This is a genomic window from Selenomonas sp. oral taxon 126 (genome assembly GCF_001683335.1).
Classification (GTDB): domain Bacteria; phylum Bacillota; class Negativicutes; order Selenomonadales; family Selenomonadaceae; genus Centipeda.
Map to the genome: position 1 here is coordinate 1,508,773 of NZ_CP016201.1, position 22,227 is coordinate 1,530,999.

General features: G+C 55.2%; 21 protein-coding genes and 2 riboswitches. Of the genes, 18 read left to right on the forward strand and 3 right to left on the reverse strand.

All coding sequences use genetic code 11. The features are described from left to right. Positions 1–159 precede the first annotated feature (159 nt). Both AXF19_RS06770 and AXF19_RS06775 read left to right on the forward strand, forming a co-directional pair. Positions 160–642, forward strand: a complete 483-nt coding sequence (locus tag AXF19_RS06770; RefSeq protein ID WP_066846740.1) for a transcriptional regulator — start codon at positions 160–162, stop codon at positions 640–642. 30 nt (positions 643–672) lie between these two features. After that, complete coding sequence (locus tag AXF19_RS06775) at positions 673–1,041, forward strand: TIGR02328 family protein (RefSeq protein ID WP_066846742.1); 369 nt, start codon at positions 673–675, stop codon at positions 1,039–1,041. Positions 1,042–1,453: 412 nt separating this feature from the next. Here the strand turns inward: AXF19_RS06775 and AXF19_RS06780 are convergent, their stop codons facing one another. Then, positions 1,454–3,205 carry an Rqc2 family fibronectin-binding protein gene (locus tag AXF19_RS06780; protein WP_066846744.1) on the reverse strand — a complete coding sequence of 584 codons (1,752 nt, stop codon included), beginning with the start codon at positions 3,203–3,205 and terminating at the stop codon, positions 1,454–1,456. A 321-nt stretch (positions 3,206–3,526) separates the two neighbouring features. Here AXF19_RS06780 and dapF point away from each other — a divergent pair, with 321 nt between their 5' ends. The 7 genes from dapF to metK all read left to right on the forward strand — a co-directional run bounded on the left by dapF (position 3,527) and on the right by metK (position 9,190). Then, the gene (gene dapF, locus AXF19_RS06785) at positions 3,527–4,366 is read left to right on the forward strand and encodes a diaminopimelate epimerase (RefSeq protein ID WP_066846746.1); all 840 of its coding nucleotides are present in this window, start codon (positions 3,527–3,529) and stop codon (positions 4,364–4,366) included. Then, the gene (locus AXF19_RS06790; protein ID WP_066846749.1) at positions 4,363–5,244 is read left to right on the forward strand and encodes a YicC/YloC family endoribonuclease; all 882 of its coding nucleotides are present in this window, start codon (positions 4,363–4,365) and stop codon (positions 5,242–5,244) included. The genes dapF and AXF19_RS06790 overlap by 4 nt, the downstream gene beginning before the upstream one ends. A gap of 3 nt (positions 5,245–5,247) precedes the next feature. Further along, positions 5,248–5,499 carry a DUF370 domain-containing protein gene (locus AXF19_RS06795; protein ID WP_066846752.1) on the forward strand — a complete coding sequence of 84 codons (252 nt, stop codon included), beginning with the start codon at positions 5,248–5,250 and terminating at the stop codon, positions 5,497–5,499. Then, positions 5,496–6,089, forward strand: a complete 594-nt coding sequence (gmk, locus tag AXF19_RS06800; protein WP_066846755.1) for a guanylate kinase — start codon at positions 5,496–5,498, stop codon at positions 6,087–6,089. The genes AXF19_RS06795 and gmk overlap by 4 nt, the downstream gene beginning before the upstream one ends. 17 nt (positions 6,090–6,106) lie before the next feature. Then, positions 6,107–6,337 (forward strand): DNA-directed RNA polymerase subunit omega, encoded by a 231-nt coding sequence (gene rpoZ, locus AXF19_RS06805; protein ID WP_066846758.1) that lies wholly within the window; start codon positions 6,107–6,109, stop codon positions 6,335–6,337. A gap of 1 nt (position 6,338) precedes the next feature. Beyond that, positions 6,339–7,547 carry a bifunctional phosphopantothenoylcysteine decarboxylase/phosphopantothenate--cysteine ligase CoaBC gene (coaBC, locus tag AXF19_RS06810; protein ID WP_066846762.1) on the forward strand — a complete coding sequence of 403 codons (1,209 nt, stop codon included), beginning with the start codon at positions 6,339–6,341 and terminating at the stop codon, positions 7,545–7,547. Between the two features lie 256 nt (positions 7,548–7,803). Then, positions 7,804–7,909, forward strand: a riboswitch (SAM riboswitch). Between the two features lie 96 nt (positions 7,910–8,005). Next, positions 8,006–9,190 (forward strand): methionine adenosyltransferase, encoded by a 1,185-nt coding sequence (metK, locus tag AXF19_RS06815; protein WP_066846764.1) that lies wholly within the window; start codon positions 8,006–8,008, stop codon positions 9,188–9,190. Positions 9,191–9,261: 71 nt separating this feature from the next. Here metK and AXF19_RS06820 read toward each other — a convergent pair whose 3' ends face one another. Both AXF19_RS06820 and AXF19_RS06825 read right to left on the reverse strand, forming a co-directional pair. Then, the gene (locus tag AXF19_RS06820; protein WP_066846767.1) at positions 9,262–10,398 is read right to left on the reverse strand and encodes an acyltransferase; all 1,137 of its coding nucleotides are present in this window, start codon (positions 10,396–10,398) and stop codon (positions 9,262–9,264) included. Further along, on the reverse strand, positions 10,385–11,101 hold the full coding sequence (locus AXF19_RS06825; RefSeq protein WP_066846770.1) for an SIMPL domain-containing protein: 717 nt from the start codon (positions 11,099–11,101) through the stop codon (positions 10,385–10,387). Before AXF19_RS06825 ends, AXF19_RS06820 begins: the two co-directional genes overlap by 14 nt. 416 nt (positions 11,102–11,517) lie before the next feature. Here AXF19_RS06825 and AXF19_RS06830 point away from each other — a divergent pair, with 416 nt between their 5' ends. From AXF19_RS06830 to AXF19_RS06875, 9 genes are all read left to right on the forward strand, one after another. Then, positions 11,518–12,489, forward strand: coding sequence for a glycosyltransferase family 4 protein (locus tag AXF19_RS06830; RefSeq protein WP_237141535.1), 972 nt, complete (start codon positions 11,518–11,520; stop codon positions 12,487–12,489). A 23-nt stretch (positions 12,490–12,512) separates the two neighbouring features. Next, positions 12,513–13,538, forward strand: coding sequence for a CgeB family protein (locus AXF19_RS06835; RefSeq protein WP_066846776.1), 1,026 nt, complete (start codon positions 12,513–12,515; stop codon positions 13,536–13,538). A 420-nt stretch (positions 13,539–13,958) separates the two neighbouring features. Next, positions 13,959–14,810: a glycosyltransferase family 4 protein gene (locus AXF19_RS06845; RefSeq protein ID WP_172837367.1), complete on the forward strand. Its 852-nt coding sequence runs from the start codon at positions 13,959–13,961 to the stop codon at positions 14,808–14,810. Between the two features lie 61 nt (positions 14,811–14,871). Next, complete coding sequence (locus AXF19_RS06850) at positions 14,872–16,686, forward strand: phosphoethanolamine transferase (RefSeq protein WP_066846786.1); 1,815 nt, start codon at positions 14,872–14,874, stop codon at positions 16,684–16,686. A gap of 296 nt (positions 16,687–16,982) precedes the next feature. Continuing rightward, on the forward strand, positions 16,983–18,932 hold the full coding sequence (gene htpG / locus AXF19_RS06855; RefSeq protein WP_066846789.1) for a molecular chaperone HtpG: 1,950 nt from the start codon (positions 16,983–16,985) through the stop codon (positions 18,930–18,932). A 9-nt stretch (positions 18,933–18,941) separates the two neighbouring features. Next, positions 18,942–19,610, forward strand: a complete 669-nt coding sequence (locus AXF19_RS06860) for a TerC family protein (RefSeq protein WP_066846791.1) — start codon at positions 18,942–18,944, stop codon at positions 19,608–19,610. A 1-nt stretch (position 19,611) separates the two neighbouring features. Then, positions 19,612–19,998, forward strand: a complete 387-nt coding sequence (dhaM, locus tag AXF19_RS06865; protein ID WP_066846793.1) for a dihydroxyacetone kinase phosphoryl donor subunit DhaM — start codon at positions 19,612–19,614, stop codon at positions 19,996–19,998. A 37-nt stretch (positions 19,999–20,035) separates the two neighbouring features. After that, positions 20,036–20,176: riboswitch (FMN riboswitch) on the forward strand. A 307-nt stretch (positions 20,177–20,483) separates the two neighbouring features. Further along, positions 20,484–21,587: a bifunctional diaminohydroxyphosphoribosylaminopyrimidine deaminase/5-amino-6-(5-phosphoribosylamino)uracil reductase RibD gene (gene ribD / locus AXF19_RS06870; protein WP_066846796.1), complete on the forward strand. Its 1,104-nt coding sequence runs from the start codon at positions 20,484–20,486 to the stop codon at positions 21,585–21,587. A gap of 4 nt (positions 21,588–21,591) precedes the next feature. Then, the gene (locus AXF19_RS06875) at positions 21,592–22,227 is read left to right on the forward strand and encodes a riboflavin synthase (RefSeq protein WP_066846797.1); all 636 of its coding nucleotides are present in this window, start codon (positions 21,592–21,594) and stop codon (positions 22,225–22,227) included.

Consider the following 22,227-nt stretch of genomic DNA (forward strand, 5'->3'; position numbering starts at 1 on the left):
TTGAGTTCAAACGAGCCTATCCGACGGCACAGAAATATATTGGTCTCTATATGCAGCGTGATACGCGTGCGCGAGAGACCTATCGGAAATCCCTCAGAGGGCAAATTCGCATCCCGAACAAACTCACCATCGAGCGCATCATCCAGGAGGGGATAAAGAATGATGACGAGATCCTACTCAGACCTCTATATCGAGGATGCACAAGAGAATCTTGGCAACATGTTTGATTATGCCGTAAACACCTGCCATATCCCCATCGAGGAAACAGCAGCCTACTTTATGGATTCCGGTGTTGCGGATCAATTCGGCAAGGGAAACCCACGCTACGTTGCGGGGCGAACAGGCTGTGAGCTCTTGTGGGACTGCCTTTGGGAACTAAATATTGAGCAGCCTCCTCAACCTCCTGCGCTCTATGCAGAAAAATCCCCTGAATATTGGGCAGGATGGGCGCTTGCCTACTATCAATGGTTGAAAAACATCCCATTTGAGACCATACTTGAAGCCGTACCCATGAAAAAAATTGTGCGCAGCTATTATCCGCTGCACGAAGCCGACATTCGGAAATTCGTCGAAGTCATGGATGCATGGATGGCTGAAAAAAATGTCCCTACACCACGCAGTCTTTTATCAGCGATTCCTTAGAAAAATCAACTTTGTTAACAGGAGAACAATATGAGACTATGGCATGAAAAGCTTATCCACTTATTGCCCAAAAATCAGCTTCTTGGACAACATAGGGAATGTTGTGCTCTGAGGGGCAATGGATGGAAAAAGAAACATAAAACTGTGGACTATGTGTTTACATATTCCCCGTATCATCTTTTTATTTACCATGTATTGGTTATGGAGGAGATGGAAAAAAGAGGATATAATATTTCTGCGGAATGGAAAGATAAAAATTATAGAGGAAGGACAGCAGAAAAGTACGATAATCTTAAAGAGGAAATTATAGGCAGTCCAATTTACAAAGAGCATAATATTGAATATCTGGCTGATTGCATAGAAAATTTAAGAGATAAAGGTATACATTTAAAAGTATAGAAGTTGTGGAGGAGTAAATTGATATAAAAAAAGAAGTTGAAGATAAACTGGAAAAGGAAGCTGTATCAAGAGAAATATTATATGAATAACAATCTGAGTAATGAGGAAATGGAGGAACTTTCGGAGGAGGACATACGGGCACTCGCACGGGAGCACGGCATAACGGTTCAGTAAGAGCGTACACGAAATAAGGCTGCCTTGGGATCAGATGATTCCCTAAGACAGCCTTTTGTTGTGCAGATTATCCCACAGTTGGATCTTGGGAAGCACTGATAAATTCGGCACGACCATCTTGACGTATCTTTTTCGCCCGCTTTTCGTTAGCAAATCCTCCACATAGCTTTGGCTATGCGTTCGGTTTGCTGCCTCAATCGGACAAAAAATCTACGCCAATCTGGCATACCTCATTTTATCAGCGCTTCCCTTGTGCAAGTATCGGGGCAAGTTCCTCCTCATCCTCCGTGACAAAGAGTGTTTTCTCGTTGATAAAACGGACGAAGCCGGGGACGGCACCCGAAGGCTTCTTGACGAAGCGGACGGCGGTGTAGTCAACGGGGACGTTCGAGGAGCCGCGCGCCTTGCTATAATGTGCGGCAATCTGAGCGGCGAGGTGGAGTGCCTGTTCTGTCGGCGCATCTCCGTTTGTCCGCAGAATGACGTGCGAGCCGGGGATGTCGCGGACGTGCAGCCAGATGTCCGTCGGTGCGGCAGTCTTGAATGTCAGGGCATCGTTCTGCGTGTTGTTCTTGCCGACGAGAATGACAGAGCCGTCGGGCGCGGTGAAGGAGAAGGGGCGCGCACGGCGATCCTTGCTGCGCTTCGGGAGTTTCTCGTGGAGATAGCCCGAGGTGATGAGTTCGTCCTGGATCTCGGCAATCTCGGCGAGACGCGTGGAGGAGTCAAGGGATGCCTCGATGCTCTCAAGGTGGCGGATGTTCGCCATGCAGTGCTCCTGTTGGACGGCGAGCAGCTGTTGGGCACGCTTCAGTTTGTCGTATTTCTTGTAGTACGCCTGCATATTCGCGATGATGCCGATGCGGCGGTCGAGGGGGATGGTAATTGTCTCACCAGTCTCACTGTAGATGTTCGGGACGGTGATCTCGTCGTCGGCGTGGTCACTGTACTGATACTGATAGGTCATCAGGTTGTCGGCATAGATTTTCTGTTCCTCGGCATTCTCAGCCGCTGCAATCTCTGTGCCGAGCTTGTCATATTTCTCGCGTGCACGGGCGAGCTCGGTGCGTACGAGACGACGAAAGCGTTCGCGGTCGGGGATGACGTAGCTGCCGAGGCGTTTGTCCGCGTCAATCATCAGTGCGCTGAGCGTGGGATAGGAGATGCGTTGTGTATTGGGAAGTTCGCTGAGGGGGAATGCCGCCATCGCCGTAACTTTGCCATTCTCGTCCAGACGCAGGGAGGGGGCGGGCTCTTTCATCCATGTGCGGAGTTCCGTAAGTGCGTGGGAGATTTCCGTGAAGTCTGCTGAATCCAGTGCAGAAATGAGGATGTTCGGTGCAAGTCCCGCGAGAAAGCAGATCTCCTTTGCTGAGATGGGTCCAAAGCCGAGGACAGAGCCAATAAGGGCTTGAAAGAGTTTTGCCTCGCTGTCCGACTGTATGCGTGTGATAATGTCCGTGATGTCTGCCGTAAAGAGATCATATTTGTCCTGTACGGGCGGGAGAGTGTAGGGAATGCCCTTGAAGACGGTGCGCACACGGCTCGTATTCTCGCCGATGCGGCGCAGCGCCTCGGTGATGATGCCGTCCTCGTTGAGGATGATGTTGCTGTATTTGCCGATGAGTTCGAGTGTGAGCGTGCGCGTTGTGATGCGCCCGCCGCCCGCGATCACGTCGATGTCGAGGTGAATGATGCGGTCGCGTCCCTCCTGCCGCACGGCGGCAATGCGTCCCGTCTCGAGCTGCTTCCTGAGGAGCATGACGAAGGTCGGCGGCTCGGCAGGGTTCTCGGGCGCGGTCTCAATGAGATGCGCGGATGGGTTGCTTGCGTTCGTATTGATGTAGAGCAGACGGTTCTGTCCGGGCTGGCGCACGGAGAGGACGATGGACTGCTTATTCGGCTGGTTAATTTTATCGATGCGCCCGCCCGTGAGCGCGTCTGCGAGTTCGCGGACGAGGGCGGACATGGAGAAACCGTCAAGGCTCATAGTATTACCTCTTTATATTCTAAAATTCGGTTTACGTTTCCTATCGTCTTTCGATCGGTATAAATGTGTATAAGCTGTCGGCGCCCCTACCGTCACGCCGAGGCGTGCCACCTCCCCCGCAGTGGCGGGGGAGGCTTTGAGATTACGGCATATTAGCTTCCCCCGTCGCAACGGGGGAAGTGGCGAACGTAGTGAGCCGATAGGGGCGCTCGTGGAACATACTCTTAAAAATTATACACATCAACAGCATAATAGGCAAGCGTTGCGCCTTGCACGCACGGGGATTTCATAGTACAATACGTGCAGCAAGGCGGTGAATCGATGGAGTTTACAAAATGGCAGGGCTGCGGCAACGATTTCGTGGTCGTGGATTTTCTGGATAAAGAGCCGATTGACTTTGCGGCACTCGCGGTGAAGATGTGCGATCGGCATTTCGGCATCGGTGCAGACGGTCTGATGGTGGTCTGCCCCTCGGAGACGGCGGATGTGCGGATGCGTGAGTTCAACCCGGACGGGACGGAGCCGGAGATGTGCGGGAACGGCATTCGCTGTTTTGCGCGCTATCTCTATGACTACGGGCGCGTGGCGAAGGAGCAGTTCACGATTGAGACGATTGCGGGGACGATGGTGCCGCGCATCATTCTATCGGATGGGGATGTGACGGCGGTCGAGGTGGATATGGGCGTGCCTGTGCTCGAAGGGGAGAAAATCCCCGTAGCGGGCTTCGGTGCGGAACGTATTATCGCACAGCCGCTCACGGTGGACAGTACGGTGTACAAGATGACCTGCGTCTCGATGGGCAATCCCCATTGTGTGATCTTTGTGGACGATGCAGAGAGCTTCCCTCTTTTGGAACTGGGCGCGCAGTTCGAGAACCATCCCGCATTTCCGCGCAAGATCAATACGGAGTTCGTCGAGGTGAAGAGCCGCACGCACGCGCGTATGCGCGTCTGGGAGCGCGGCGCGGGCATTACGCTCGCCTGCGGGACGGGAACGTGCGCGACGCTCACGGCGGGCGTGCTGAACAATGTGCTCGACCGCGCGGCGGAGATCGAGGTCGACGGCGGCGTGATTCACGTCGCATGGCATGAGAACGGGCACATTTTCATGACGGGACCCGCCGAGCCGGTCTTCACGGGCGAATGGCAGGGGACGCTATGAGTACGCAGCGCAGGAGCATGACGGGCTATGGCGCGGGGACGGCGGAGAATGCCGACTACCGCGTGACGGTCGAGATCAAGGCGGTCAATCAGCGGTTTCTTGAGATTGCGCCGCATATGCCGCGCGCGTTCGGTGCGTGGGAGAACGATTTGCGCGCCCTTATCCGCACGCGTGTTGCCCGCGGCAAGCTCGATGTCTATGTGAACTTCGAGGATCGCAGTGAAAAGCAGTACGATGTCCATGTCAACGAGGGACTGGCGCGTGCGTACTATGCGGCACTCGGAAAGGTCGCCCGCGCAGTGGATGCACCGCTAAACGATGGCGTGCGGATGACAGCAGAGTATGATGGGGTGATCTCCGTGTGTGAGCAGGCGGATATCACGGGCGCACGCACGGTGTTTCTGGATGCGGCGGCGCAGGCACTCACGGCACTCGATGCGATGCGGCTTGCCGAGGGGGCACACATCGCACGCGATTTTGAGAAGCGGCTTGCACTGCTTGAGGAGCAGCGTGCACAGGTGAAGGAGATCGCACCGCAGATCGTGGCGGACTACCGTGCGCATCTCGCGGATGTTCTGGCGGAGTTCAAGGAAGTCACGCACGATGAAACACGCATTGTGCAGGAGGCGGCACTGTATGCCGACCGTGTGAACATCACGGAGGAGCTTGTGCGGCTTGCGAGTCATTTCGCTCAGTTCCGTGCGATCCTTGCCGAGGAGGAGCCGGTCGGACGGCGGCTTGACTTTCTCCTGCAGGAGATCAATCGTGAGACGAATACGATCGGCTCGAAGGCGAACAATGCCGCCGCGCAGCAGATTGTTGTCGCGATGAAGAACGAGGTCGAGAAGCTGCGCGAGCAGGTACAGAATTTGGAGTGACGCATGGAGACTGTGAGTATCGGGTTCGGCGATATCGTCCTCGCGGGGCGCATGGTCGCCATCGTTGCGCCGACCTCCATGTCGGTGAAGCGCATGGTGCAGGATGCGCGCGAGGCGGGGCGGCTCATCGACGCGACGTACAAGCGGCGGACGCGTGCCGTCATCGTTCTGGACAGCGGCCACATCGTACTCTCGGCACTCCAGCCGGAGACGATTGCGGGGCGCATGACAAATGCAAAGGAGGCGGCAGAGTGAAAAAGGGACTTCTCATTGTGATTTCGGGCGCGTCCGGCACGGGTAAGGGGACGGTCTGCAAGGAACTGCTCACACGTGAGACAGGCATTGCCTACTCCGTCTCCGCGACTTCGCGTGCCCCGCGTGAGGGGGAGGAGGACGGACGCGAGTATTATTTCCGCACACGCGAGGAGTTTGAGACAATGATCGCTACGGGTGCTTTTCTCGAGTATGCGGATGTGTACGGCAACTACTATGGCACGCCGCTTGCGCCGATTGAGGAGCGCCGTGCGGCGGGCGAGGACATCCTGCTCGAGATCGACACGCAGGGCGCCCTGAATGTGATGGAGCGCTGCCCCGACGGGACGTTCATCTTCCTCCTGCCGCCCTCGCTCGAGGAGCTGCGCCGCCGCATTACGGGGCGCGGGACGGAGACGGAGGAGAGCCTCGCGCGGAGGCTTGCGGCGGCGCGCGATGAGATACAGCTCGGCAAGCGTTATCGCTACGCCGTGCTCAATGATACAGTGGAGGCGGCGACGGATCGGATTCAGACGATCCTCGCAGCGGAGCGTCTGCGTGCGGATATGGATATTTCGCAGTTTGAAATTTGAAAGACAGAGGTACAGCAATGAAGACGAATGTGGAAATCGGCATGGTCAATCCCTCGACGGATGAGCTGCTGACGAAGGTGGACAGCCGCTATGGCATGGTTGTGCTCGCGGCGAAGCGTGCGCGGCAGCTGCTCGAGGGGGACCCCGTGAAGTCCGAGCGCGCGCGTTCGACGAAGAACGTCACGAATGCGTTTGAGGAAATCGCCGAGGGCAAGATCAGCTATGACCTCTGCAAGGAGAGCGTCTGACGTGGGAGCACTCGCAGGGCGGCGCATCGTCCTCGGTGTGACGGGCGGCATCGCCGCATACAAGGCGGTTGAGATTGCGAGCCGCCTGAAAAAGGCAGGCGCGGATGTGCGCGTCATCATGACGCGGGCGGCGACTTCCTTTGTCACGCCGCTCACGTTCCGCGAGATCACGGGGCAACCTGTCGCAGAGACGATGTGGGGCGAGCCGCATCATCACGTCGAACACATCGCGCTCGCAGAGTTCGCGGAGCTCGTGCTCGTCGCACCTGCCACGGCGAACTTCATCGCAAAGGCAGCGGCAGGCATCGCCGATGATATGCTGACGACAAGTGTGCTTGCGACACGCGCACCGCTCTTCATTGCGCCCGCGATGAACACGGGGATGTGGGAGAATCTCATCACGCAGGAGAATGTCGCTCGTCTGACGGCACGCGGCACGACGATTATCCCGCCCGCTGTGGGACAGCTCGCCTGTGGTACAACGGGAGCGGGACGACTGCCCGAGCCGGCGGAGATCGTCCGCATCGTTGAGGAGTATTTTGCACGAGCGCAGAGCCTTGCGGGACGGCGCATCCTCGTGACGGCGGCGGGGACGGAGGAGGCACTCGACCCCGTGCGTTTCCTCGGCAACCGTTCGACGGGACGCATGGGCTTCGAGGTTGCTGCTGAGGCGGCGCGGCGCGGCGCGGAGGTTGTGCTGGTCGCAGGTCCGACACCGCTCGCAACACCTGTGGGCGTGCGGCGCGTCGATGTGCGGAGCGCGTGCGATATGCACGCGGCGGTGCTCGCAGAATATGACGGGGTGGATGCAGTCATCAAGGCTGCGGCGGTCGCGGATTACCGCCCCGCAGAGATCGCAGCGCATAAGATCAAGAAGTCGGACGGCGAGCTGACACTGACGCTCACGCGCAACCCCGATATCCTCTATGAACTGGGGCAAAAGAAGCAGCATCAGATTCTCGTCGGCTTTGCGGCAGAGACGCGGAACGTCGCGGAGTACGCACGCGGCAAACTCGCGAAGAAGAATCTCGACTTCATCGTCGCAAACAACGTCGCGGAGAAGGATGCGGGCTTCGGTGTAGCGACGAATCACGTACAGATTTTCTTTGCGGACGGGCGCGCGGAGGATCACCCGCTCATGCCGAAGGCAGAGCTTGCGGGCGTGATACTGGATCGGCTGGAGGAAGCGCTGCAAGGGAAATTTGAATGATTGTTGTTGTGCGAAGCCCCTAAGCAAACCCTAGTGGAGCAAGCGGAGCAAAGGGCACGTTCTGCCCCCTGCGGATTTCTTTCGTTCAAGCGAAGCGCGTTTAAGAAGTCCGCAGGTATTTAGGCAGATAAGTGCCCGACCGCTTGCGTAACTAAGTGTTTGCGTGGGGCTTGCACAGTGGGGCGAGAAAACTGTGAAAATAGTCCTTGACAACGCGCCATGCATTCGTTACAATGCAACGTATAGAAGAGAATATACCTCATCCAGAGCAGTGGAGGGAATGGCCCGATGAAGCTGCGGCAACCATGGCGCATGAGCCAACGGTGCCAATTCCTTTAGGCGAAGCGCCTATGAGATGAGAGCGGCGACAACGGCCTCCCTTATCTTGACGGGGAGGCTTTTCTTATGGAAACGAGGTTTTCTTTGCTCATATTTTTACGAACTAAGGGAGGTTCCAAATGAAGAAGATGCTTTTTACATCCGAGTCTGTGACCGAGGGGCATCCGGATAAGCTCGCCGATCAGATTTCGGACAGCATTCTGGATGCGATTCTCGCGCAGGATCCGCAGGGGCGCGTCGCGTGTGAGACGCTTGTCACGACGGGGCAGGCGCACGTTGTCGGTGAGATCTCGACGACGTGCTATGCGGATATTCCGAAGATCATTCGCCAGACCGTGCGTGAAGTCGGCTATACGAATGCCAGCTACGGCTTCGATGCCGACACCTGCGGCATCCTCGTCTCGCTCGACGAGCAGTCGCCGGATATCGCGCAGGGCGTCAATCAGGCGATTGAGTCCCGCGAGGGCAAGATGGACGCGGCGGAGGCGATCGGCGCGGGCGATCAGGGCATGATGTTCGGCTATGCGACGAATGAGACGCCCGAGTACATGCCGCTCACGACGGTGCTTGCGCACAAACTCGCGCGCCGCCTCACGGACATCCGCAAGGATGGCACGCTGAGGTATCTCCGTCCCGACGGCAAGACGCAGGTCACGGTCGCCTACGAGGACGGCAAGCCCGTCTATGTCGACACGGTTGTCATCTCGACACAGCATGACGAGGCGGTCGATCTCGAGACGATCCGCAAGGATATGATCGAGAAGGTCATCAAGGAGATTGTTCCCGCAGAGCTTCTGCGTGCAGAGACGAAGTATTTCGTCAATCCGACGGGCAAGTTCGTCATCGGTGGCCCGCACGGCGACTCGGGGCTCACGGGGCGCAAGATCATCGTTGATACGTATGGCGGCTGGGCACGTCATGGTGGCGGTGCGTTCTCGGGCAAGGATCCTACGAAGGTTGACCGCAGTGCGGCGTATGCAGCACGCTATGTTGCAAAGAACATCGTTGCGGCAGGGCTTGCCGACCGCGTCGAAATTCAGCTTGCCTATGCGATCGGCGTGGCGCATCCCGTCTCGATCATGGTGGACACGTTCGGCACGGGCAAGATCGACGATGAGAAGATCGTTGCGCTCGTGCAGAAGACGTTTGATCTGCGTCCTGCGGGCATCATCAAGATGCTCGACCTGCGCCGCCCCATCTATCGCCAGACGGCGGCGTACGGGCACTTCGGCCGCACGGATGTCGATCTGCCGTGGGAGCATACGGACAAGGCGGAGCTGCTGAAGAAAGAAGCGGGCCTCTAAACAACATCAGAACACACAAAAGGCTGTCGCACGAAGAATTATCTTCGGCGGCAGCCTTTTGTGCTGTCAATTTACTTTTTCGGTTTCAAACCAATCGTCAATTCATTCACCATCGGCGCGCGTTCCCCGATCTTTCGCACAACAACCGCACCTAGGAGCGTCAGCAGCAGCGTCGCCGCGTACATACTGAGCGCAAGCGGCGCAGTGAGTACATAGCCATGTCCATGAATCACCATGAGCAAATACGTAATCGCAACGGGATGCGCGAGATAGATAAAATATGAGTGTTTTCCGAGGACTTGGAACGCGCGCCCGAGCGCGTTCTCTGTGCCGAGCCGCGTGAAGAACGCAAAGAGTGCGAGCGTTGCGCCGATGGTGTAGAAGATGCCGAGCGGCGAGAGCTGATGCGCCGTGTAGATGCCCTCGAGCGGCGTGTAGCCGTCTACGAGGATCAGCTTGTAGTACCATGCAAGGAGCGCGGCGAGGCTCACGATGCCGAGCGCATAGAGACGTGTCGTGTGGCGCGCCATCAGCACGCGGAACGCATCGAAATGCAGTGCGATATAGCCGCCGAGCAGGAAGATAAAGACGTAGTGCATGACCCAGTAGTTCAGCCGGTAGAAGAGCAGGGCGCGCAGGAGTGTCCCCTCGGGCAGCCCGTAGACGTAGAGGTTGAATGCCGTGTCAAAGCTCGACCAGTAGTCGAACCCAATTTGCACGAGCAGGATCACAGCGAGCAGCGGCAGCGTCATGCGCGCGAGCAGCATCCGCCAGAGCGGCATCAGCAGATAGAACCAGATCAGGATCACCATAAAGTAGAGCTGGTACTTTGCATTTCCGAAGAATAGGATGCCCGGCAACGAGAGGAGCGGAGGGAAGCCGACACCATAGGCGTACGCATCGTGGATCAGATAGAAGAGCGACCACACGAGGTAGGGGATGACGACCGCACGTCCGCGCCGCACGAGGAAATCCCGATAGGAAAAGGGCGCAGACGGCGACTGCCCATAGAACAGGCCGAACGCCGAGATAAAGAAAAAAATCGGCACGCTGAAGCGCGTGCCGATGTCAAAGAGCGCTACAAGATGAATGTTTGGCGATGGATTCGCGAGGTACTCCGCGCCGATGTGGATGCCAATCACGCCCATCATCGAGATGCCGCGAATCGCCTCGACAGCGGAGACCCGCGCCCGCTTACTCGATGACATAGGTGACGTTCACCGACGCCTTAACGGACAGCTCGCCGGCAGAGATCGGCGTTCCGGCGTCATACGCCTCCTTCGCCATCATCATCGGCATAAAGTTGCGCGGCGTGTAGGACTGCGCATCTGCATGAACCGTCAGTACGCGGACAACGCGCACACCGAGCGCACGCGCCACGGCATCTGCCTTGCTCCGTGCGTCGCGCGCGGCGTCGGCAAGCGCGGTATTTTTTGCCTCGTTCGTATCACTCGCCGAGAACTCGAGCGAGTCTACGCGGTTTGCACCGTTTGCGAGTGCCGTATCAATCACCTTGCCCACATTCGTGAGATTACGCACCTTGACGACGACTGCATTCGTCACCGTGTAGCCCGTCGTGACGCTGCGCCCGTTGTCGCGCACATCGTAGACCGGGGAGAAATCATAGCTCGTCGTCTGAATGTCGCGCTCTGCAATGCCGAGCGCCTTTACTGCATCCCGCACACGCGATGCCTGCGCCGCATTCTCCGCGTGCGCCTTTGCCGCATCCTTTGCTTCTGTCGTGACGCCGAGCGTGACCTCTGCCATATCCGGCGCGATCCGTGCCACGCCGACCCCGTTCATCGACAGCGTCGGCGTCATCTCCTCCGCCGCAGCCGTGCCCGTCGGCAGAACGAGCGCAAGCGCGAAAACTGCTGCACATACAAGCGAGCCAAATGAAATACGCTTCATAAAAATCCTCCATTCTTCTGACCGTAGCCGTCAAAACTGTGTCCATTATAGCATACTGTCACAGAAGATGAATGAAAACGGGATTATGATAACAACTACCTGCAAGAGTATAAACGAAAAGCCATGAATTGCAAATAGGAGAACCGTCTCGTTTTCACAAAGAATTCCTCATGAGGGTTTGCGATTGGATGTCGAATTTGTTAAAATGAATCTATAAGATGGACAGGATGGATGGGAGCATCACGAACATGAAACGCTTGCTGATGATTTTTTTTGACGAAACCGTTGCTGCGCATCTAACAAAAGATATGTGCTCCTATCCTTATCATCTTGGGAAAAATCATCATTGGTCATGCACCTACGCATATTTTGGCAAAGAACCGCTCCATAATGCGGCATTTGAAGAGTATTGTTCGTTGGAGCATCTTGGAGATACGGAGAAGTACACCGACAAGAAAAAAATTGCAGCCAACTATTTGACGCTGCACGCACAGAACTATGATTTCCTCATGTTCTCGCATTACGGAGGCGCCTCATACTCCTTGGCGCGGCTGGCAAAAAAACTGAACCCAAAGATCAAAGTGTATAACAAAATGGATTTGGGGGAAAGAGGGCTTGCACACTTTTACGACGGTACCTTCCTACGTCGGCTCAAGGTCATACCTGAGTATTGGAAAAGTGCGGCAATCGACCTCTTCACCGTGGAGAACCGCTCCTTCTATGAAACCCTCAAGAATATGCGCCTTTTTCGCAATCGGATCGAGTATTTGCCCAATCCCGTATCGCTGTTTGGTGTTGATCTCGCGGAGATCAAAGCCCCCAAGGAACGAGAGAATATCATCCTGACCGTTGGGCGTCCCGGCGATCCCGTCAAGAATACGGAACTCTTTGTCGAAGCCGTTCAAAAGGTCGACCGCAGCAAATTCGACGATTGGAAATTCTATATCGTCGGAGAGCCTGAGGCACACTTTCGGGCATACGTTGAGAAAATCACGCAGGGGGATCCTTGGGTCGCACAGCGTCTCGTTCTCTGCGGCAGGGTGAGCGACCGCAGGGAACTATATGAGCTCTATGCACGGTCGAAGATCATGTGCATGACGAGCAGGTCGGAGAGTTTCTGTATCGCCGTGTCCGAGGCAATGTACTTCGGCGCATATCCCATCCTCACCAATTTTGGAGGAATTGTGCACGAGCTCACGGATGGCGGACGCTGCGGCACAATTGTACCTCAGGAAGACGCGTCCGCACTTGCTGCGGCATGGGAGAGGACGGCGGAGAGAGCGGAGCTGCCCGCGCTGAGCCGGGAGATCCGGCAGCTTGCACGCAGTACATTCGACTATGACCTCTGGACGGCAAAACTGGACGAATATCTGATGCGGCTGAAATAATATGCGAAAAGGGAGGCGCTGACGTGCATTTTATTGTAGTGGGACCTCTCTATTACGGCTACTCCGAGAGCATTGTCCGCGCGCTGGAAGTAGATGGACATACGGTCGATTTCTACGCCGAACGTCCCTTTTATACGAACTGTTCGTATCTGAGGCGGCGTCTCTATAAATGGGGATTTCGGTCGCTTCAGGAGAAATGGGAGCGGGATTGGCAGAGTGCGTGCATCGCATTTATGCGGGAACATATGAGAGCGGACTCTGTGCTGCTGTGTCTGACGGGAGGTATGATCTCTGACGAACTGTTGGACATATGGCAGGGGCATTCGACTGTGCTCATGATGTGGGACTCCGTGCGGCGCTACGACGTGGATTTTCAACAACGTATGCGGCGCTATCAGCACGTCTTTGCCTTCGAGTACACAGATATCGAATACGCCGCACAGACATTTCACATCGAGACGACCTATCTTCCGCTTGGCTACGACCCTCTCGTTTACTATCCGAAGGAGGTGGAGCGCGACATTGACGTTTCTTTTGTTGGAACGCCGATGCCGCAGCGTGTGGAAGTTCTGGAGCGTGTTGCCGCATATATGTCCAATACAGGGGGGTGGATGTATGTGGGAGGGAGATGGTATGATGATCGTTATCCTTGGAAAGTGCGCTCCTGTCGGAGAAAACATCCGCATCTCTTTCCCGTCCTGATGAATCAAGCATTATCCCCTGAGGAAGTGGCGCAGATCTATCGCCGCAGCAAGATCGTCCTGAACATCAATAACAATGTGCACCGGAGCGTCAGCCCACGGACATTTGAAATCTTGGCGACGCAGACATTCCAACTGATGAATAGCGGTCAGCAGTCGAACGGAACGCTCGATTTTGACCGCGATCTCGTTCAGTATGACGACGTGGACGATCTGATCCGGAAGATTGATTTTTACCTGCAGCACGATGAGATGCGCGCGCAGATTGCTGCGCATGGGGCGGAATCGGTGCGGCGCTTTTCTTTGGATGAGTTGGTGCAAAGGATGGTCGGAAATCTTTGTTCATAGGATGTTTCATATCGTAGATTTTTGCACATAACCCTCATCAAGGCAGTTGATAGGCACATAGATATGTAGGGGAGCATTATACATGCAAAGCAGAAAAAAAGTTGTCATCATAGCCCAACGTTATGGAATTACGCCTGCGATTTTCGGAGGAGCGGTTGAATCTCTTATTGGCAGTTTGGCAGAAAATAACGAAATACATCATGCAATCGATTTGACAATTATCCAATCATACAATGCGAAGGCACGCGAACTGACAAAGAAGTTCAAGGACACAAAGTTTGTGTTTCTAAGAGACAGCATTCTTGGAAAACTTGACTTCCGTATTTTCAGACAAAGAAAAAATGAAGAGTTCATGAAGGGGCATATTTTCTCAGAGTATATTTATAAGTCTTATAGGTATATCAAAAAAATATCCCCGATGTGGATGTTATTATTTTTGAAGAAGACAGTCAAATCATCGGCTATAAAAAATTTCAGAGACAATTTCCCGAAAAAGTCGCCTATCACAGTCATTTACATGAAAAGCCCTCAAAAAATATATATTATGACTATGTTATATCTGTGAGCGAATTTTGTCGTCGGGAGTGGTTGGATTTGTTGCCGGAAAGCAAAGTGTTGGTTCTGCGGAATGGAATAAATCTCTCTCGCTTCAAGAAGCGACTGTCACAAGATGAAAAAACACAGCTACGTGCATCACTGAGCATAACCACGGACGACTTTATTGTTCTTTATTGTGGCAGACTGATTCCAATAAAAGGCGTTCTTGAGTTGGCAATGGCAATCACAGAAATTCCCGAAAAAAACATTCGTTTGCTCTGTGTGGGTTCCAGTGGATTCTCGGGAGGAGGAGAGACGGACTATACAGAGCATATTCATGCATTGGCGTTGAAACATACGGGACGGATTATATTTACAGGATATATCAACAATGAGGAGCTTTACAAATATCATCAAATATCTGACCTACAAGTGATACCGTCGTTATGTGAAGATGCTGCTCCGTTGGTTCCCATTGAGGGAATGTGTTCCGGTCTTCCTTTGATTGTGACAGACTCAGGCGGTATGATCGAATATATTGACGATGCATGCGCGTTGGTTGTATCCAGAGATGAAATCGTCAAAAATCTTACGAAAGCGATTATGCGGGCGAAAGCCGATGATGCTTGGCGGAGGAAAGCAAGTCACGAAGGCCCGTTGCGAGCAGAAAAATTTTCTGAAGAAGCGTTCTACAGGAACTTTGTTTCTCTCGTCGAAACAATTGCTTCAAAATGAAGGAACTGCAGGTTTGAAACATTCATCGATGCGCGATTTTGAAAGAGAGGTAAAGCAGTAAATGATGACAAAGTGGGCGGCAGATCAGCGTCGCAAATGGATGCCGTATATGGTCACAGCACTCATCGTCGTTTCCTTGGGGGCACTTCTTCAAGTGGTTGTCCTTTCGGGTAAGGGCAATGGGATCGTTGAATTGGGGAGGCTTTTGTACCTAGGTGTATGGACAGCGATCCTGTTGGCGATGGTAGCATATTCAAAGCGATATATCCTTATGTTTGTACTTTATGTCGCTATTTTCGTGAGCGCAGCATATGTGCCGCTTTTTGACGGAGCACATGTAGCCAGTAAAGAAATAACTTCCGCTTATTTGTTTGGTGCATCGTATTTCCTTTTTTGGACTTGGATCTATGGAGCTGCGCGAAAGATCTCCTCGGATGTTTTACGATGCTTCGTCGGTGGCCTAGCTTTTGTGGCTTTAACAGTGGTGGTACTTATGCCGCTTCTGGTATGGGGATATTGGATTGTCAGCGGCGGGTACGTTTTATCCTCTGCCATTGTCTTGACCTTGTTTCAAACCAATCTGGCTGAATCACTTGCATACCTGAAAAATCAAAATATTTTCCTTTGGATTTGTGGTTCGTTGGGGCTGTTTTTTGCAGTCGCCGGTACTATAAAAGCACTGCGAGTCGCCCTTCATGTAGATGTTCAATTGCGCGACCGGCGCATGTCTTTGCTTTTTCTTTTCTTTATGCTCATAGGGCTTTTCGTTGTGAATCACGGAGTGAAGTATTACCTTCCTGCTCACATTGGTATGGAAGTGAAGGTGGCACTTCAGCAATATCGTGCTTATGGAGAAGCACGCGCAATGCGGGAAGAACGCTTGAAAAACCTGCAAGGACTGAATCTTGTTTCTTCTGGTGGGGTATTCGTTCTGGTGATTGGTGAAGCAGAGACGCGAAACCACATGCAGGTTTATGGATATGCGAGAGAAACAACGCCGTGGATGAAAGACCAGTGTGAAAATAAAGAGAATGTCACCTTTTCCAATGCCTACTCGAATTATGTTCATACCGTTCCTGCGTTGACCTATGCGCTCAGTGAAAAGAACCAGTACAATGCGATGGATTTGAAGGATGCGTATTCCATTGTCGAAGTGGCGAACGCAGTCGGCTATGAAACGTATTGGATCAGCAATCAAAAAAAACTGGGTGTAGCCGACACGCCCGTTTCAGAAACTGCGAGTACGGCACAGCATCAAAAATGGATGAATGGCATGTTCGGAAACAGTCAGGTCACAGAATACTATGATGATATACTTCTTACACAAATTCCGCAAGTTTGTGAAAAAAATGCGTTGATTATCATACATCTGATGGGATGTCATGCGGATTATCGGGATCGCTGTCCCAATGCGCATTTTTCGGGGGAGGACTCCTATGTCGATCAGTATGATGATGCCGTGTTGTATAACGACTACATACTCTCCCAAATTTACGAACGGGTTCATTCACTGCCAAACTTCAAGGGGATGGTTTATTTTTCCGATCATGGCGAAGATCCTGATCGCAGGTTGTACCATGAAGCGACCAAATTTACCTGGAGCATGGCACGCATACCGCTCGTGATGTGGTTTAGTGATGCTTTTCAAGAGGAGCGTCCCGATGTGTTTGCTCGGTTGAAGGCGCATGAACAGGCGTATTGGACGAATGACCTGATTTACGATGTGATGATTGATGTCTTGGGCATTGAGGGAATGCCTCGTGTGGAGCCGCAACATGACCTGGCATCGATGGAGTATGGGATTACAAAAGAAAACGCCATGACGCTGCATGGCTCACTAAAATTGTCGGATGAGGATATACAGGCAGGGAGGTGAGCCGCTCAGGCTTATTTTGGCACGTGCTTCTCGCTCTGCTTTGGCAGGGAACACGCTACACGGATGGAGGGCTCTTTGCGCCCATGGAACTCTCTGCCGGTCTGCTGCTTGTTTCGGTGCTTCCTTTATCATCTGCGCAAAAAAATGAACTGGATCGACTGTGGTAGAGTGGGTGTGCCTCTTGCAAGGTGTGGTGACACAATAAGTTTTGACTTTTTGTCATTTTTCATGTAAAATAACTCACAGTTTTACGATTGCATACGCAAAATACATCAACAACAAGGGAGAACGATAATATGGCAAAGGAAACATTTGAGTTTCAAGCAGAGACAAAGCAGCTGCTGGATCTGATGATCAACTCGATCTATACGAACCGCGAGATCTTTCTGCGCGAGCTGATTTCGAATGCATCGGACGCGATGGACAAGCTCCATTTCGAGAGTCTGACGAACCGTGATATGCTCGAAGGGAACGAGACGTACGAGATCTTCCTCGTGCCTGATAAGGAGACGGGGACGCTGACGATCTCGGACAGTGGCATCGGCATGTCGCGTGCGGAGGTCGTGGAGAATATCGGAACGATTGCAAAGTCAGGGACGAAGGCGTTCATGGAGCAGCTCGCCAAGGCGAAGGAGGAGAGCGGCGGCACGCCCGACAAGGAGCTGATCGGGCAGTTCGGTGTGGGCTTCTACTCGGCGTTTATGGTCGCGGAGCGTGTGACGATTGTGACGCGCCGTGCGGGCGAGCAGCAGGCGACACGTTGGGAATCGGCGGGCGACGGCAGCTATACGATCGAGGATGCCGAGAAGGAGACGCGCGGCACGACGGTGACGATCCACCTCGCGAAGGAATTCACGGAGGGCGAGACGGACTACACGGACACGTTCGAGCTCGAGAGCCTCGTGAAGAAATACTCGGACTACGTGCGCTATCCGATCCGCATGAACGTGACGACGGAGGAGATGCCGCGCGATGATGAGGGCAAGATTATCGAGGGCGCGGAGAAGATCAAGAAGACGGAGCTGCGCACGCTGAACTCGATGCAGCCGCTCTGGACGCGCGCGAAGTCGGAGATCAAGGCGGAGGAGTACAATGATTTCTTCCGCGACCAGTTTCACGAGTGGGAAGCGCCGATGGAGGTCTTCCATACGAAGGCGGAGGGCACGGTGGAGTACACGGCGCTCCTCGAGATCCCGGCGCGCGCACCGTTCAATCTCTATCAGTCGGACTACGAGCCGGGCGTTCAGCTCTACTCGCGCCACGTCTTCATCATGGACAAATGCAAGGATCTCCTGCCCGACTATCTGCGCTTTATGAAGGGTCTTGTGGACTCGCCCGATCTCTCGCTGAATATCTCGCGCGAGCTCTTGCAGCAGAGCCGCGAGCTCAAGACGATCGGACGTGCGCTGGAGAAAAATGTGCTCAAGGCGCTCGGCAGGAAGCTTGAGAAGAACCGTGAGGACTACGAGAAGTTCTGGAACGAATACGGGCGCATGCTCAAGATCGGCATTTACAACAGTATGTACTCCGGACGCGATACGGTGGACAAGCTGAAGGATCTCCTGCTTTTCCACAGTTCGAAGGAAGGGAAGCTCGTCTCGCTCAAGGAGTATATTGCGCGTATGCCGGAGAGTCAGAAGAGCATCTACTACGCGACGGCGAAGGATCAGGCGACGATTGAGCAGCTGCCGCAGATGGAGCAGCTGCGTGAGCGTGGTCTTGAGGTGCTTTTCCTGCTCGACCCCGTGGATGAGTTCGCGATTGAGACGGTGCACGAGTACGAGGGGAAGAGTTTTCACTCGATCAGCCGCGGTGACTTGGGTCTCGACGATGCGGAGAGCGAGGCGGCGAAGAAGGAGACGGAGGACATCGCAAAGGCGAACGACGATCTCATCAAGGACGTGAAGGACGCGATTGGCGACAAGATTGCCGAGGTGAAGATCTCGCAGCGTCTCCGCTCGAGCGCGGTCTGCCTTGTCGCGGATGAGGCGGGGCCGTCGCTCTCGATGGAGCAGACCTTTGCCGAGATGAACAATCCAATGTTCAAGGCGCGCCGCATCCTCGAGATCAACCCGCATCACGATCTCTTTGCAAAGCTGAAAGAGTTGCACGCAGCAGGCAAGGACTCCGAGGAGTTCAAGGACTACTGTGACCTCCTCTACACGCAGGCGCTGCTCATCGAGGGCATCCTGCCGGAGAACCCCGTTGCCTTTGCGCAGAAGCTTGCAAAGATGATGGCGAAATAAGGAGAAATTGTGGAAATCGAACTCTTTTCGTCGCAATTCTTTGTGGCGCTCTTTTCGATCATCGTCATCGACCTCGTGCTTGCGGGAGACAATGCCGTCGTGATTGCGATGGCATCGAATCGTCTGCCTGCGCATCTGAGGATGCGGGCAATCTATGTTGGTACGGCGGGTGCAATTATCATCCGCCTCATCATGACGTTCTTTGCCGTCCAGCTGCTCTCCGTGCCCTATCTGCAGGCGCTCGGTGGGCTCGTGCTGCTGCCGATTGCGGTGAAGCTCATGCGTCCGGGGCATGAGGAGCACATAGAGGCGGCTGAGACTTTTGCGGGTGCGGTCAAGACGATCATCATTGCCGACGCGGCAATGGGGATCGACAATGTGATTGCGATTGCGGGCGCGTCGCACGGCGATTTCCTGCTCGTGGTGCTCGGTCTCGTCATCAGCATCCCCATTGTGGTCTGGGGCAGTCAGCTGATTGGCACGCTCATGGAAAGATATCCTGTACTTGTCGTAATCGGCACGGCGATTCTCGGCTGGACGGGCGGTACGATGATTGTGCATGACCGTACGATCGGCATCATGCTCCTGGAGGCAGCACCACAGGCGGAATACCTCCTGCCTGCGGCACTCGCGGGGGCGGTATGTGGTATTGGCGGTTATCTGCGTCGGAGAGGCTGATATGGTCGGACTTGTGATTGTGACACACAGCGCCGCGCTCGCGCACGGCATCGCGGAAACCTGCCGTATGATGGCAAAGGATGCGCGCCTTGCGGTTGCGGGCGGCATGGAGGACGGTGGCTTCGGCACGAGCTACGCACGGATTGTCGCGGCTATCGATGCGGTGTATACGGAGGACGGTGTGGTCATCCTCATGGATGCGGGCAGCTCGATCCTGACGGTGGAGACGATCCTCGAGGAGATGCCGGAGCGACGTCTGCGCATGGCGGACTGTCCTGTCGTTGAGGGAAGCGTCGTGGCTGCGATTGCAGCTGTCTGCGGGGCGAATCTCGACGAGGTCGTCCGGCGCGCGGAGGAAACGCGCAGCGCGTGCAAGATTGCCGATTGACACGGCAAACCCATAGTGTTACAATAGCATACGAACGATGCTCTTTGAGGCGGGGTGCAAATCCCCACCGGCGGTACAGCCCGCAAGCCACTCGCGAGAGCGGCATGATTCGGTGAAACTCCGAAGCCGACAGTGAAGAAGGCAGTTGCCTTTGCAGTCTGGATGAGAAAAGGCGCGTCTATGAAAGGAAGCACTGATATGATGTTATCAGTGCGTTCTTGGGACGATTTATGTGCCGCCGGAGGAGGATTCTTCCGGCGGCATTTTATTTTTGCAAATTCTGTTGTACTCCCCGCGAACGCTTAGTTGCGCAAGTGATCGTGCGCTTGTACGCTTAAATACCGTCGGACTTCTTAAACGCGCTTCGCTTGAACGAAAGAAATCCGACGGGGCGTACCGCGCACTTTACTCACTTGCTCCACTAGGGTTCGCTTGGGAGCACAACATCAACCTGCCAAGACGGCATAGAACAGAACGGGATTGTTATGAAGGAAATTGACGAATCCTATATGCGCGAGGCGCTGCGGATCGCGAACTTTGCGCGCGGGCGCACGTCACCGAATCCGCTCGTCGGTGCGGTGATTGTGCGGGACGGAACGATCATCGCGAGCGGATGGCATCGCGCGGCGGGTGAGCCGCACGCGGAGATTCACGCGCTGCGTATGGCGGGGGAGCTGGCGCGCGGTGCAACGCTCTATGTAACGCTCGAGCCGTGCGCGCATCACGGGCGCACGGGGCCGTGCGCCGAGGCGGTCATTGCGGCGGGGCTCGCACGTGTGGTTGTCGCCCTGTCCGATCCAAACCCGCTCGTTGCGGGGCGCGGGCTTGCCATGCTCGAAGCGGCAGGCATCGAGACGCAGACGGGCGTATGTGAGGCCGAGGCGCGGCGGCAGAACGAGGTCTTTCTGAAATGGGTGACAACGAAGCGTCCCTTCGTCACACTCAAGACAGCGATGACGCTCGACGGGAAGATCGCAAGTCATACGGGCGCGTCGCAGTGGATTACGGGCGAGGCGGCGCGTGCGCGCGTTCATGAATACCGCGATGTGCATGACACGATCCTCGTCGGCATCGGAACGGTGCTCGCCGACGATCCAAGTCTTACGACGCGACTTCCTGACCGCATGGGGCACAATCCCCTGCGCATTGTGCTCGACTCCGAGGCACGCACGCCGATTGATGCAAAACTCCTGACGGATGGCGCAGCGCCGACGGTGATTGCTGTGAGCGAGCGCGCCGATCATCGCCGTGTGAATCTCCTGCATGCGTGCGGTGCGGAGGTTGTGACGCTCGGCGCGGAGCGCCCGGACATCGGGCGGCTGCTCGACTGGCTCGGCGCACGGGAAATATCGTCGCTCTTTGTGGAGGGGGGCGCGCAGGTGAACTGGTCGTTTCTCGCAGGCGGTTTCGTGGACAAGGTACACGCCTTCATCGCGCCCGTGCTGATGGGCGGCGCAGCGGCACCGACCCCCATCGGCGGTACGGGCTTTGACAGTCCGCAGACGGCGCTCTGTCTCACGGATATGACGGTGGAGCAGGTGGGCGCGGACATCCTCATCACGGGCTATCCGCAGACCGCAGGGGGGTGAGGCGATGTTTACAGGAATCATTGAGGAGGTCGGCATGTTTGCGGGGCTTTCGGGCGGCAATATCTCCATCGGGGCACAGCTCGTCCAGTCGGACGCGCACATCGGCGACAGCATTGCGGTCAACGGCATCTGCCTCACGGTAACTTCGTTCGATGCACGCGGCTTCCGTGCGGCAGTCATGCCGGAGACGCTGCGGCGCACCTCGCTCGCGGGACTCACGCACGGCACACCGCTCAATCTCGAGCGCGCACTGCTCCCGACGACGCGGCTCGGTGGGCATTTCGTCAGCGGACACATCGACGGCGTGGGCGAGATCAGAGAGCTGCGCGAGGAGGGCAATGCAATCCTGATGACGGTTGCGGCAGATGATGAGATTCTGCGCGGCATCGTGGAGAAGGGCTCGGTCGCACTTGATGGCATCAGTCTCACGGTCGCGGCGGTGGGCGCGCGGGATTTCACGGTCAGTCTTATCCCGCACACGCGCACGGTGACGAACCTCGGTGCAAAGCGCGTCGGCAGTCCGCTCAACATCGAGACGGACATCCTTGGAAAATATGCGCTGAAGCTGCTTGGCGGTGAAAAATCCAACGCGAGCGGCTGCGGCATCACGCAGGACTTCCTCCTGCAAAACGGCTTTTAG